At 59.4% G+C, this 13,452-nt stretch carries 17 protein-coding genes; all 17 read right to left on the bottom strand.

The features are described from left to right. Positions 1–23: 23 nt before the first annotated feature. Positions 24–542, bottom strand: coding sequence for a lysis system i-spanin subunit Rz (locus tag ACZ89R_RS24030; RefSeq protein ID WP_429544374.1), 519 nt, complete (start codon positions 540–542; stop codon positions 24–26). Continuing rightward, on the bottom strand, positions 524–1,087 hold the full coding sequence (locus ACZ89R_RS24025) for a glycoside hydrolase family 19 protein (protein WP_429544375.1): 564 nt from the start codon (positions 1,085–1,087) through the stop codon (positions 524–526). Before ACZ89R_RS24025 ends, ACZ89R_RS24030 begins: the two co-directional genes overlap by 19 nt. Before the next feature lie 143 nt (positions 1,088–1,230). Continuing rightward, positions 1,231–2,259, bottom strand: a complete 1,029-nt coding sequence (locus ACZ89R_RS24020; RefSeq protein ID WP_429544376.1) for a phage late control D family protein — start codon at positions 2,257–2,259, stop codon at positions 1,231–1,233. Between the two features lie 9 nt (positions 2,260–2,268). Next, positions 2,269–2,481, bottom strand: a complete 213-nt coding sequence (locus tag ACZ89R_RS24015; RefSeq protein WP_429544377.1) for a tail protein X — start codon at positions 2,479–2,481, stop codon at positions 2,269–2,271. After that, the gene (locus ACZ89R_RS24010) at positions 2,474–2,857 is read right to left on the bottom strand and encodes a phage tail protein (RefSeq protein WP_429544378.1); all 384 of its coding nucleotides are present in this window, start codon (positions 2,855–2,857) and stop codon (positions 2,474–2,476) included. Before ACZ89R_RS24010 ends, ACZ89R_RS24015 begins: the two co-directional genes overlap by 8 nt. Further along, positions 2,857–5,043, bottom strand: coding sequence for a phage tail tape measure protein (locus tag ACZ89R_RS24005; protein WP_429544379.1), 2,187 nt, complete (start codon positions 5,041–5,043; stop codon positions 2,857–2,859). The genes ACZ89R_RS24010 and ACZ89R_RS24005 overlap by 1 nt, the downstream gene beginning before the upstream one ends. Before the next feature lie 128 nt (positions 5,044–5,171). After that, positions 5,172–5,753, bottom strand: a complete 582-nt coding sequence (locus ACZ89R_RS24000) for a phage tail assembly protein (RefSeq protein ID WP_429544380.1) — start codon at positions 5,751–5,753, stop codon at positions 5,172–5,174. Positions 5,754–5,931: 178 nt separating this feature from the next. Next, positions 5,932–6,438: a phage major tail tube protein gene (locus ACZ89R_RS23995; RefSeq protein WP_347929098.1), complete on the bottom strand. Its 507-nt coding sequence runs from the start codon at positions 6,436–6,438 to the stop codon at positions 5,932–5,934. Next, entirely contained in the window at positions 6,438–7,604 is a 1,167-nt protein-coding gene (locus tag ACZ89R_RS23990; protein WP_429544381.1) for a phage tail sheath protein, read from the bottom strand. The genes ACZ89R_RS23995 and ACZ89R_RS23990 overlap by 1 nt, the downstream gene beginning before the upstream one ends. Positions 7,605–7,606: 2 nt before the next feature. Further along, positions 7,607–7,816, bottom strand: coding sequence for a hypothetical protein (locus ACZ89R_RS23985; RefSeq protein WP_429544382.1), 210 nt, complete (start codon positions 7,814–7,816; stop codon positions 7,607–7,609). Between the two features lie 102 nt (positions 7,817–7,918). Continuing rightward, positions 7,919–8,470 carry a DUF4376 domain-containing protein gene (locus ACZ89R_RS23980; protein WP_429544383.1) on the bottom strand — a complete coding sequence of 184 codons (552 nt, stop codon included), beginning with the start codon at positions 8,468–8,470 and terminating at the stop codon, positions 7,919–7,921. Positions 8,471–8,479: 9 nt separating this feature from the next. Further along, positions 8,480–10,345 (bottom strand): phage tail-collar fiber domain-containing protein, encoded by a 1,866-nt coding sequence (locus ACZ89R_RS23975; RefSeq protein WP_429544384.1) that lies wholly within the window; start codon positions 10,343–10,345, stop codon positions 8,480–8,482. Then, positions 10,346–10,981, bottom strand: coding sequence for a phage tail protein I (locus ACZ89R_RS23970; RefSeq protein WP_429544385.1), 636 nt, complete (start codon positions 10,979–10,981; stop codon positions 10,346–10,348). It abuts the gene before it with no gap. Beyond that, positions 10,978–11,973 carry a baseplate J/gp47 family protein gene (locus ACZ89R_RS23965; RefSeq protein WP_429544386.1) on the bottom strand — a complete coding sequence of 332 codons (996 nt, stop codon included), beginning with the start codon at positions 11,971–11,973 and terminating at the stop codon, positions 10,978–10,980. Before ACZ89R_RS23965 ends, ACZ89R_RS23970 begins: the two co-directional genes overlap by 4 nt. Beyond that, positions 11,970–12,302, bottom strand: a complete 333-nt coding sequence (locus ACZ89R_RS23960; RefSeq protein ID WP_008010194.1) for a hypothetical protein — start codon at positions 12,300–12,302, stop codon at positions 11,970–11,972. Before ACZ89R_RS23960 ends, ACZ89R_RS23965 begins: the two co-directional genes overlap by 4 nt. Positions 12,303–12,312: 10 nt before the next feature. Further along, positions 12,313–12,924 carry a phage baseplate assembly protein V gene (locus ACZ89R_RS23955; protein WP_429544387.1) on the bottom strand — a complete coding sequence of 204 codons (612 nt, stop codon included), beginning with the start codon at positions 12,922–12,924 and terminating at the stop codon, positions 12,313–12,315. Positions 12,925–12,927: 3 nt separating this feature from the next. Beyond that, positions 12,928–13,446, bottom strand: coding sequence for a hypothetical protein (locus tag ACZ89R_RS23950; protein ID WP_429544388.1), 519 nt, complete (start codon positions 13,444–13,446; stop codon positions 12,928–12,930). Positions 13,447–13,452 lie beyond the last annotated feature (6 nt).

Below are 13,452 nucleotides of genomic sequence, written 5' to 3'. Positions count from 1 at the left end.
AAGGTTCAGGATCGATCAAAATGTTAGCGAACGAGGGCTCTGACATAGGCCTGACACGCCTGCAGGGCAATCAGCCCGCTATCGCCCGCGTCGGTGATGGCGATAATTCGTTGAGCATGCGCCGGGTCAAGTCGGGCTCGCGGGGGGCCATGATCCACGTCGCCGGCGCTGGAGGCGGCTGGCACTGCACAGGTTGAGGTAGCGTCATGGGCATCAAGGAGGACTGACAAGCGCACATCAGCAGTGGCAAGACGATCGCGCAAGCGACCTTGATCACGTTCGGCATCGCTAAGCGCTCGAGAATGGGTTTGCTCACTGGCCGAAAGCCGCTGTTCCAGGGCCAGATGCTTGTTCTGCTCGGCCTGTTGCTGGGTAGCGGCGGCCAGAGTCAGTTGATTGAGGGTCTCGGCGTGCAGCCTGGCCTGCTCCGCCAGTTGCCAGCCGTAGCGCCAATCCTGAAACTGCCAGGCCAATGCCGCCGAACAACCGGCCAGCACCAGCAGACCGATCAGTCGCCAGCCGATCAGACCGAAGGCTGGCATAACACCGCCCTCGCCCGCGCCCAGATTTCCAGACGATCCTGCAAGCCGTTCAACCCATCGTTGATACGGCGGGTGATGCTGTTGAACTGATCGCGGTCGGCCAATTCATTCAAGCCGTTCTGTTCCCAGAACCATGCTGCTGATTCGGCCGCCCATTGGGGCTGTTCCAGTAGTTCAGGTTGGGACAGCAGACGCTCATCGCCAAACAGGCCAAGGCTGCATTGCCGGTAGTTGTGGCGACCGGTGATCTGGATCAGGCCTCGGCCACGGTACTTTTGACCGTCGCCGTCGGGTTCCGGGGTGTTGCCCAAACGGATGGCCAGGGTAGCGGTGTCGTATTTGCTCAGGTATTGAGTGCTGCCCAGCTCACGTACGTACTGTAATTGCCCCGATTCGTGACCGACTTGCGCGAGGAACGCGGCGATGCGTTTGGGGGTGTTGATGTTGCGGCGGGCCATGGCGGTGTTCAGGACGGAAATGAAAACGCCCGCTTGGTGGCGGGCGTTGGGGAAAATGTTGAGCAACTGTTGATCGGTGACCCGCATCACTCGCTCCTGTGTTTAATGATGACACTCTCAAAAATCAGTTGAGGATCGGGGTGATCTTCATGAGGGCGCTCCAGTTGTATGGAAGGCGCAGTCAGAAACCTGTGGGAGCAAGCCCGCACAGGGTTCTTTGGGAGGGAAGATCAGGCGACGTCGTCAGCGCTTGGATCAAGGCAAGTCGCCTCGATCATGCAGCGATAGCTATTGGTGCGATCGCCGCTGGCCGTGACTTTGTCGATCGACCAGCGACCACGCATGAAGTCCGGCCAGGTGGCATCAAGGAGTAGCAGGCCTTCAGCCGAAAAATCGGGATTGCCCGGACAGCTGATTTTCACCTTGAGCTTTTCACGGCCCATTTTGCGCACTTCACCTTCGCCGACCGCCTGCGCTTCTTCCGCGCTTTGGCAGCTCTGGCGCAAGGTCTTGAACGGCGCGAACCCGGTTTCAACCACCCGCATTAAACCAGCTGCGGCGTCCCACCAACTGATCTTGCAGCCCTGGCTTTTGCCCCGGGCAGAGTCATCAAGGGTGGCGGAGATAAACGCATGATCGCCGGGGCGATTGTTGCTAGTGACCGACAGTTTCACGTCCGGCAATACTTTTCCCGACAATGACTTGACCTGACCTGGCCGAGCCAGCACATACAGCTCATTCACCGGTTTGGCGATGGCGCCGTACTTATTCGCCAAACGCGTAACGAAGCCCATGTCGGTTTCATTCGACTGGTCGATGTGTTCGATCTTTTTCAGCGACAATGCCGGGTCCACCCTCGGCGAAAAGCCGTGCCTGGCTGTCAGTTCGCGAAACAATGCCCCGAGGGTAGTCGGGCCATGACTGGCCGAGCGGCGCTGCTGGAATCCACTCTCGTCCGCCGCACTGAACGGGGCGGCGGTAGCCACCAGCGACACGCGAAACGGGAACAGCGTCGGCGTACGTCGAGTGACCAAAAACTGGCCCTTATCCACCATCCCGGATTCCAGATAACCCACGCGCAAGCCGACCTTTCCACCCAGGCTTGGCAGTCCTTCAAGGCCTTCAAGATCGAGCACCAGGGTCAGTTGATCGGACTCGATACCGGCGGCATCGATATGTTGCCAACTGATCAGACGCTGATTGATCAGGGCCGCGTTGGCGCCGTAGATTTCTACCGCGGGCGTGAACCCAAGTGCCATGTAACCTCCTTAATCCCACGCCGTTACAGGTGTGGTCGCTACGGGTCTGGATTCAAGTTCCGGGAGCACCACCCAAATGCCTGCTGGCAGCACCGGAGCTTGCTCGGTCAGCGTCGGGTTGAGGAGCCACAGCGCCTCTTCGGCCACATCGTCACAACGCCCAAGCTCGCGGTAGAGCAATAGATTCACCGAGTCACCGGCCACCGTTCGTACCTTACGCATTGACGAATTCCTCCAGTGCAATCGACCAACTGATCAACATCGCCGTGCCGTCATCAATCACCTCGCTTTGGGTTTCCGTCACGTCGTTGATCCGCCATAAACCCCAGTTGCGACCAATACCATCGACCAACGGCAGCGGTACCCGCAGCGCTTGCAAGGCGCGCAATTCATCGAGGCGGTCCATGGCCACCGCGTACATCGCCTTGCCGGTTATCGTCAGGCTTTGCAAGCCTTGACCGGTCTGGCTGGCCTTGGGCTTGCTGGTCAGGATGTCCACCTTCACCCAGCCACCGTCCGACTTGCGCACCAGACCGCTATAGGCGAAGTTGCGCGACAAGCCGAAAATGAACGTGCCGAGTGCCATTTGCTGCCTCATCAAGCCACCCCATCGGTCAGGGCCGTGTCACGTCGAACGGCGAGTTGATTGGTCGTTGTCATCAGTCCGAATTGCCCGGAAATATGCTGCACCACCAGGTTTGCCAGTTGAGTGGCGCTGGCTTGATCCTGACCGTTGATGTAGATGTTCGCGGTCAGTGCGTTTTGCTGACTGGTTGTCTGGGTATTGGTCAGATCTTTGGCAGCCTGATCCGGAGGGGGGAGCTTGTCGGCGGGCGTGGCGAGTTTCTCACCCAGCCAGGAACCCGACTCTCTACCTATCCAGCCTCCTGCCAGTCCGCCGACGACCGCGCCGACCGCCCCGCCAATGGCGGTGCCGATGACCGGTGCGAAAAAGGTACCCACAGTGGCGCCCATGGCAGCCCCCGCCGAAGCCCCCACCCAGCCACCGCCAGCGGTTCCCAGGCCGGCGCCTATCATCCGGACGTCGCCGCTCATCGCGCCTTCAATCACTTCGGGGGCAGCACTTAACGCGAGTGCTCCAGGTATATAACGGGTAAACGGGCGCAATGAAGCACTCATGCCTCGCAGGGAACGGCTAGCACTTCCCCCGGCCTCGGCTTTCGCAGCGGTCACGGGCTCAAGTCGGCTCGTATCGTTGATATTCAGCTTGGCCGTACGATCAGTTTTTCTGAAGTCTTCAGAAATCACCTCACCCAAACGGCCGGGGAGACGAGGAGCCACGCCCCCCAATACTCGCTTGGCTACCTGATTGGTCATCTCATCCGTTAAGGCTTTGAATAGCGTACTCACCAGCGGTTTGATGGCTGCTGCAACAATTACGACTGCCGCTGTGGTTTTCGGAGAGGTTTCAGCCAATTCGCTCAGGCCATCAATCAACGAACCGAGGGAACCAAGCGCGCTGTCCGTCGTTGGAGCCAGCGCACTACCCGTGGCCGTGGACAGGCGATCGTTGCGCGCATTCAAGACATTCCACTGGCCTTGCTGGGTTTTCGACTGCGCGAGTGCGTCTTGCCTCACCGAGCCCTTGTCACCCAACTCTGACGTGGCGTACTGGGCTTTGTCTTTTACCTGCCAGAAGGCTCCATTCACATCGGCAAGGTTTTGCGCCATGCGCAGCGCCGCCTCATCACCATTGCCAAATAGCGTGGAGGCAAGCGTCGAGCGTTTCTCGGCAGGTTGCGCGTTCAACGCCGCAAGCACCGACATTACCGTGCCAGGCGCCGCGTCCTTGTCACGCAAGCCGCTCGCCACCGCTTTCGGCTCCAGCCCCAGTTGCTTCCAGGCCGCTCGCTCGGCTGCGGAGGCCTGATCCCCCTTGCCCATGACAGTGGTGATGTTTTTCAGCGCTACGCCGGCATCAGCCTTTTGCGTACCGGTATTGAGCAATGCCGCCGTCAACGCTGCGGCTTGCGCAGGGGACAGACCTGCCGCCGTAGCAGCAGCACCGTCACGCTGCAAGACGGCACCGATGTCAGCCGCTTTCGCACCACCGGAGATCTTGCCCAGATGGTTGGTTGCATCCGCCAGGTCAAAGGCTTGAGCACCGTTGAGCCTCATGGAGGTGCGCCAGCCGAGCATCATCTCAGCGACATCCAAGGCCGGCATTTTGAACGCCGACGCGGCGACGCCAGCGTCGCTGGCGAAGCGCAGCAGCTCAAACTGTCGGTCCGAGGCATTGGGCAGATCGCTAGCGATCCCTGCCTTGGCAGCCAGACTTTCAATCTTCACCAGATCAACCGCGTTGGTCCCCCCGGCCGCCACTAGCGGAGCGCTGGCGATGTGTTGGGTTGACAGCGCCATCTCTTCGCTCTGGCGCGGGGTCAATTGGGCTGCCTGCTTCAGATCGGCCCTCGCCGAATCCATCGTTATCGCGGGTTTAAGCAGGTCCGGCGGTTCGATACTGCGACCCGGCTTGCCCGAACTCTTTTGCTCGCTGGCCGGCTCACTCCGTGCACCGGCTCCCGTTGTCCGGGATAACGAAAGTTTCAAGGTCAACGACTCAATAGCCGTCGTCAGCAGACCGAGCTTGAGCCCGAGATCCTTCAGCACCAGACCGAGGCCAGGCATCTGATCCCTGGCGGACGTGCCCGTACCTTGTGCTGACACAACGCTCGTGGTTGCTGTGGTCAGGCTGGTATTACCGAACGCCAACCCACTGTCGTTGAAGGCTGCGTATTTGAGCGAATATCTATCGTCCGCCATCCCGCTCTACTCCTGTTTCACGCCAAGGCGAGTGATCGCGATGTCGTAGCGGCGCAAGGCCTTGCCGGCGTCCCACTCCAGAATTTCCGCCTCACTTACCGAGTAAATGAGCGGCACCACATCGAGGATTACTTCGATGTCGCGTTCCGAAAGAAGTCCGCCGGTTTGTTTAAAAAATCGTCGATGCGTACCTGAAGCTGTGTCCAGTCGGGCACGGTCAGCAGGTCCAGGTCGGGAAGCATCAGTCCGGTGCAATGGGCGGTGATGAATTCGGCGCGTTCCCTGGCGGTTTTCAGTATCTTCATCGCTTTGGTGGCGCGCAGCACCGGCATTTCCAGGGTTAGCGAGGTCATGCTGCGGCCCACTGCGTTGAGCGGTTGCAGCAGTTGCACCTGATCGGGGTCTACCGATTGTTCGCCCTGCGCTTGCTGTTCAAGAAAGTACGAAGCAGAGCGAGTCGACATCTCATGCACGTACTGCGCAATGCTCACGTAGTCCGGCCGTTTGAGCTGGTCCAGTTCCTTGACCGACAACCCAGTGGCCAATTTGGCCAGCTCGAAGAACTGATCGTCCTCATCATCACCGGCGCGAGCCAGGGCCTCTTTCTGCGCGGCGTAGAACAGTGGTTTGAGCTGAATCTGCTCGATCGTCGACTGATCGTCAGCGATGATCGGCGACAACAAGACGTGAACAGGAGGCGTCCAGGACATGAAATGAATTCCTTGGTGAATCATGGAAGAGTGCTGTGCAGGGAACGGTTCGCCACAATCCTTGTGGGAGCGAGCCTGCTCGCGATAGCGTCGGGACAGTCAACAATGATGCTGAATGTGATTCCCTCATCGCGAGCAGGCTCGCTCCCACAGTTTGTATGCCCTGCTGACCTTGGTGTTACGGCAGCAACACAGCGCGGCGGGCGTCACCGAGAATGTCGACGCCGTTGAGCACGAACTTCTGGGTGCGCACGTCGATGTCGATCACCGGGATGCCATTCTCCAGACGGTTGTAGGTGCGGCAGGACAGCTCGAGGGTGGTCTTGGGCTTCTCGTTCATTTTGAGAACGGCTTCCTCAAGGGATTTCAGCTTGCCGCCGACGGTGTGGTAGGTGAACCAGGTGTTGCCGTCCTGATCCTGTCCGGCCTCACGCACGTTCAGCAGAATGTCGTCGCCCAGTTTCACACCCAGGGCGAGCATGATTTCTGGACCAGCGCCTTGAAGAATCAGCTTGGAGGTCAGCGCCTTGCCGCTTTTGGCCATTTCCTCGCCGATGAAGCGGCCGCCAACCATGTTTTCCATCTCGAATTCGATCTTCGGCGGGGTGAATTCTTCCACGGTCGCCGACAACGGCAGGCCTTGCAGGGTGGCCGCGATGGCCTGTCTTACGCGGTTGGTAAACATTAGAGAACGTCCTCCAGGAACTGCTCGATGATTTCATCGCGGGCGTTGAGTTGATAAATCATGTGTTCATTCGGTGCGTAGCGGCCGTAGTCGATGACCACGTACCAGGTACCGTTTTTGTACTTCTCGACGCTGTTCAATTCCGGGTGCAGGTACACGCTGCCGCCCGGGATGGTTTCGTCGGCGACCAGGGTTTGCAGCCAGTCGTTGATGCGCTTGACCTCCTGATCCATGAACGACTTGGTCAGGTTCTTGGCCATGGCCTTCTGACCGGCCTTCACCAGTTTGCGGCTGATCGCATCTTCGAGGCCGACGTAGCTGATGAACTTGCCGGTGATGGAGCGGTTACCCAGCAGCGAGAAGCCGCCAAGGATGGTCCGGGCGTAGTAGCTGACGCCGTAGCGGTTGAGCAGATCGCCTTCGGTGGAGGTGTCGAGGATGTTGTATTCCACCGTGCGCGACACATCTTCGGCATAGGTGACCTGGTTGCCCGGGCTCTCCCATTGCTTGACCTTGGCGAGCGCGGCAATGGCCAGGCTCGATGGCGCCAGGAAGACGTTTTTCTTCGCTGCCTTGGAGTAAACGGCCGGCATGTTGTGCACCACCAGGCAGCGGTCGAAACCGAGGTCCGCACCGCCCAGTTCCTGGCTGTAAGTCACTTGATCGGCGACCGCGGCGTCCTTGCCGTCGAGTACCACACGAGCCTTGATGCGTTTGCCGAACGAAGCGAATTCGCTGGCCACCGCCTTGGTGCCGGTGAAGCCTGGGGCACCGATGATGGTCAGGTCTTCCGCGACACCGCTCAACGCGGCCAGACCCAGCTTGCGACCGGTCTGAGCCTCAACGCCGCCGATGACATTGTTCAGCGTGTCGGCCGCAGTAGCGCCCTCTTCGACAATGACGACGTAGACCGGAACCTTGACCACTTTGAGGATCTGGTAGACCGCCTGAAACAGCGTGCCCGCCTCGGCACCGGTCGGGTCCAGCTGGGCCTGAGTGGTGAAGCTATTGATGCGGAACGGGGTATTTTTCGGAATCAGCAGGTTGGCATTCGGCGCGGTGCCGACCAGACCGATGACGTTGTCCCCCAGGCCACCCATGGCCTCGGGAGATTCAGTGGCATTGACGGTAATGCCGTTGTGCTCGAAGTTCAAAACCTCAGCCATGGTTATTCAGCCTTCTTGGCAGCGGCCTTTTTGGCCGGGATGGATGTAGAGGCCGATTCGGCAGCCTCGGTTTTTTTCAGCTCCAGACGACCAGCGCTGCGCAACGCACTGGCCTCCACATCGAGCAGGTCGAGTTCTTGGCCGACGCTCGACCAGTGGCCACCCCCGGTGGGGAATGGGAGGAGCACGGTGTAGGTTTGGCGTTGTGCCATTTGGGTTTCTCCAGATACGAAAAAGCCCCTTTTTTTAGAAGGGGCTTTCGGGTGTTGTTGGGTGTTTGGTGGATAAGAAAACGCCCCGGCTGTGCGGGGCGTTTATTGGGGCTCTACGAGCTCAGGCTCAGGCGGTGATAGTGAGTCCGGCCAACCCTCCGCGAGCATTTCGTCGCTGTACTCGCCCGCCTCAATCGCGAGCAACAGCTCCCGCTCACGATCGAAACAAGCTTGGACATGCGCCCGAATAGCCTTTGCGATAGCGATAATTTGCGCGGCACCGATCTCGACGAACCCGACCACCGTCTTGAAGTTGCAGCGATACTCAGGATCGAGGACGGCAGACAACCCTGTACTGGCGATAAGCGCCTGGCTGTCGCGCGTCGTCTCGATCAGCAAACCGTCAACATTGACGCCGGTCGCCTCACGCTTGTAGCGCTCAATGGCAACCAACTGCGCATAGTCCGGAACAACATCAGGCAACGCCTGCTTGACCACCTCGCCTGAAATCAAAGCCCAAACCCCGTCCCTTTCTTGGGTGAGTCGTAAAAATAGACTGTCGTCGATTTCAATGGCTGAATCTGGAATTTGATGCACCCCACCAACAAGACAAGTCTTCAGGGTCGAGTCATCGTTAAACACTGCGTATTTCATAGATTTACCTCAGATGCCAACGGCTAACCAATTGAAACTTGTGAGTCCCCCAAAGGTGTGCTTGGCCTGAAAGTTTGCCGTGTTCGAGAGACTGGAAACGTCGACATACCCATTCACTGCTGACCCCACCGTGTAATTGAGGGTTGCAACGGTCACAAGCAACGCGTTGGGGAAAGCAATTGGATAGGTAACGGTAATGTCGGTACCGCCCGTGCCACTGGCCCGTCCCCATTGGATAACAAAGCCGCCCAGCCAACTCGGAAAAACGATGTAACCGTTCAAGGCCTTCAGCATTGAAAAGCCCCAGCGCATTTTCTTCGGAGTGACAATAGTCATGTCGTCAACGCCTGCATCGACAAGCGCCTGCGTTGCCACCTTGGCCGTGCCTTGATTCAGTTCAGTCGCTTGAGCGGCAAGGGCGGCCAGCGCGGCGATATCAATATTTCCCTGATTGATCGGCGCGTTCCAGGCCTTGATGCACCACATGACCGCCAAGTTGCGTGGTCGCGCCTCAGTTCCGCCGGAACTGTTGATACCACCGCCAAATTGCAGATTCGGCGCGGTAGTGCCATTGTCGATGGCGACACTGCTCGCCTGAGTACCTGCCGCATTACCAAAGGCTGGCATGCGCGTGGTGGTGTGGGTGTGCGCCTTGTTGTCATCAGCCTGCCAACTGCCGATTGCACGACCGGCATCGACGCCGCGCCCATGATCCCAACCGCGCAAAAATTCGCCGCGAGACTCCGGTAGACGGAAGTTACCGGCTCCCTCATCTCCCTTATTGAAGGCTGTACCCAAAAAAGCCGCCAGATCCGGATAGACCGCAATGCTCTTCACACTGCCATCAATTTCAAGAAACCCCGGCGGGATCTTATCCAAAGGAAACGGCACCATCGCACCGACCGGCAGCGCCGAAGCCTCGGCAATCATCGCCTCGATTTGCGCCTTGGTGTACGAGTCCTTGATACCGAACCCGGCCAGCGTTTCAGGGTTCGAACCGCCGGTTGCCCGACCGTACTTATCCACAGTCAGACTCTTATAAGTCCCCGGCTGAATCCCCGTCCGCCCCGCCAACATCTCAAACGTCAGCGCCGTCGTGCCCAGGGTTATCGGCCCATTGGTGGTCAGATGCCATAGCGAATCACCATTCACCGTGCCCTCTTCGACCATCACAGTCAGGGCTGGAGTAACTTTCGCACTGGTGTTGGCATCGCTCACCCGCATCCAGTCGCCATTGGTAACCACCCACAGGCCGTTGTCCTTGGCCAGCGTCTGGTTCGGCAACAACGCCCGATCCCCCGCCACCACTGCAATACCATCAATCTGCTGAGCCCCGCTCAACACCACGTTAGCGGTGGCGGCGACCCGCACCGATTGCTTGCCATCGAGTTTGCCGAGTTCTTCGGCGAGGTAACTCATCACCCACGCCCGCGTTGCCTTAACCACGGTGTCATCGATCAACAACGTCACCAACGCCGCATTACTGGTCTCGAAAATCGAACGAATGTAGAACTCTTTCCCCGACCCCGAAGTCGCCAACACCGGTTTGAAGGACTCCGGATACTTGACGATGGCATACAGAATGCCGGTATCAGTCCAGATTCCAGCCTCACGCACATACCAGCCACCGACGTCAGGCGGGATGGTCACCTCGGCCAGCAACCAGCTCGGGTTTTTCTCATCCTGGAACAGCGCATTGAGTGGCCCGCGCCACACTTCACGTTTGAGCGCCGTGGCAGTGGCGGCCGGGTTGTAAACCGCGCCGCCGCCATCACCGACGGAAATCTGCGACAGTTTGATCGGCACGCCCGCCGCCTTGCAGGCAGTTTCGTAGGCGATCCCCGCATTGGTGAGCAGGGTGTAATAGTCGGCCATTTAGGACCCCTGTGGATAAATAGTGGAGGTTTCGACGGTGTAGAGCCCGGCGGCCATGAAGGCCTGGCCCGAGGCTTCAAGCCCTTCGATGACAATCGGATAAACCGTGGTCAGCTCGCCGCACACAGTGACGGCGCCGATGACGTGATTGCCGAACGCACTCAAGCCGACGGACACCGACAAGGTGTCCCGTTCGCTTTTGGCATCGGCCAGGCGACGGTCGAGACGGGCGTCGATTTCTTCGCTGTAAGGCTGTTCGGTAAAGGCCCTGACGGAAAAGCTGTAAGGCTGGCCTGGCGGTGTTTGCTCATACCAGGCGCGCACCTCAGGCATCAATTGCAAACCTTTGGCCGCGTTCTCCAGCGCTTTTCGAGTCCCGGCCTGCCGTGCGGTGGGCCAGGCGAGTTCTACCGTCAAACGCTTTTCAGCCTCGGCCGCCTCGGAGCTCCACTCACTGACCCCACGATCCGCGGCGAGATACGGCAAGAACGCCAAGGGCGTTGCAGTCGGGTTCATCAGTTCGGGGAACGGCGGTGCGATGCGATCGAGCAACGTGCCGAAACCGAGATCCAAGGCTTTTTCCAAGGGTGAGCTGTTGGCGGGTAGCAGACTTGGGCGAGGCGTTTGTTCACTCATAACGTGTCCACCTCCACCTCGACGCCCGTGCAATACGGGGCCTCAAAGGCCGTCGTAACAATCGGATCGACCGGCTCAAGAATCTCCAACTGAACCGCACCAGCACTGTGCAACGTGTAGTCGATCCAGCTCGGGTCCACCCGCCCTTCCAGTCGGTGACAAGAATCGGCATACGCCTGCAAGTGCTGTTGCGCGGCAACCTTGGTCAGCCCCGAATCGGGACCTGCGTTGATCTTGGCCACGACCCGGATTTTGTAGTTCTTGATTCGCGCGGCCTGCACGATGACGAGATCCGTTTCCGGTCGTACATCAGGCCGGGCGAAATGCTGGCGAACACCGTCGAGCAGCGCTTCGGGTGGTGTGCCATCGCCCTCCCGGGAAAGCACCGTGACCGTGACTTCGCCGGGCGCGGTCCGGCGACCGTTGCCGTCCTTGACCTGCGCGGCATAGCCGTCCGGGTCGAAGGTGTAAGTGACCGTCACCACACCCGCCGCGGCGGTTTCCACCTTCACGGCAGGCCGTTCGCCAAGGGTGAAGATCTCGCGTCGATACTGCATGCGAGAGCCCGCCGCCGGGGCATGCGGCGCCAGGTAATAACGCAACCGGGCGTCGTCATCGCTCTCGTAAACCGGATTGATCGGCGGGAACGCCGCCGGGTCGCCCGGATCGAGCATCTGACGTTCTAGCCCCATGTCCGCGAGGCGCGCATCGAGATTGGTCCCGGTGGCCCACCACGCCAGCATCTGCTTGATACGGGCGTTGTATTTACGCTCGTGGATTTGCAGCCGTACACAGAACGCCTCAAGGGCCATGGTCAACAACTCGCTTTCGTTTTCCAGGCTGACCATAAGCTTGGCCGCACTCTCGGGGGAACGGGCGCCGACGTACTCGACGACGAAGGTTTTGAACTCTGCGAGCAAATCCTCGAACGCTTCGATCGTGACGATTGCCGGTTCAGCCAACTGGTTCTGGCCGGGGATCAACATGCTCATGCCATTACCTCGAAAGTCTGTTGGCGATTTTTCCAGGTGCCGGCGAAACGCAGCAGCAGCCCGGCACCGCGGCGACTGGCGACAATGACTTGTGGCTCGAAATCGTCGATGCCGTTGTACTGGTTGTAAAACGCTTGGGCCGCATGGCTTTGGGCAAGAATCAGCAAGTCGTCGCCGAGGTTCTGCCCCAGCAACTCAGTGAGTGCGCAGCCATATAAAGGACGCTTCTGGCGAGTGCCCAAAGGCGTAGTCAGTGCCCGGGTGGCGCGCTGCACAAACTGCAGCCAGTCGTCGACCGTCGCGCCGGTGTTTCTATCGATTCCGATCATGGGAAGCTCTTTATGCAGTACTGATGACGCGGCCCTGGTGATCCACCAACGGGCCGCTCAGATGCACACCGGAAGCGTCGAGCCGCAGGCCGACGGCGCCCAGTTGCAATTCGATGGCCTCAAGCGTCATCGCCAGCCTCGCCGGGCCGATGCTCAATTCAAGCGTTTCGCGAGAACCGGTAAACGCCGCCGGGCCGTTTTTCCAGTGCAGAACATGACTGGCGTCGTCGTAACCGTTTTCCGTGCCGTCCTGATAGAGGCGCCGCGTCAGCGAGGCCCGTGTCGAGACGGGCGGGAACTGACCGCCGTTGAGGCCGAACAACGCGACCGACTGCCCGCCGCCCTCACCGCCGCCATGGTTCAGCAACAGACACTGCTCGCCCACGGAGGGGATCCGCGACTCGCTCTGTGCGCCGGCACTCGGATTGAAAAACCTGATTGCCGGAGTAAGCAGCTCCCCATGACTGACCTTGCAGGTGTTGCTGGTCGCATCGACCTCCTGACAAACGCCGATGCGACAGAAACTCTCGGCACGTCGGTGAAGGTCTTCAAGCTCGGCTTCCATCTCGGCCAGACGCTCGATGATCGGGCCCAGTTGCATACGTAAAAGCGCATCAAACATGGGTCAGGCCTCGAGTGCGGTGTATTGATCCGGGTCGTCGATGTTCGACACCTCCCAGGTGCGGGCGAATTTCGGAATGCCCAGCGGGTCGTCGAGCAGCGTCTGGCCGAAGTACAGCGATTGGGTAAATGAAACGGTCCAGGCGGTGTACTCCCGTGTCTCGCTCGTGAACGTGGATGGGATGCCATCAATGTTCATGGGCAAATCACATTGGTCGCCCGACAGATTCCAGCGGTTGTCAGCGACCAGGTTTTTCAATTCGCTGGCCAGGTCGCAAGCCGCCAATCCTGTGCCTGTGCCGGGCAATACGACTTGCAAGGAAATCGTCAGGACATGAGCGATACGTCCGTCGTTGGCACGATTGCCCGGCGCATCACGCTCGATGGCGATCAGCACCCAGGGTTGATCGCCGGTGCCGTCGAAGTCTTGATGACTCCCGACATTCAAGCCGGCAATGGTGATGCGCAACGTCTCGGCAATGGCGGAAAACAGCTGCGACGGTCTTTCGATGACGGCGGGCATTAATGG

The organism is Pseudomonas sp. TE3728, from assembly GCF_056279145.1.
The sequence above is the reverse complement of the archived record's forward strand: the minus strand, read 5'-3'. Positions and strand labels throughout refer to the sequence as shown.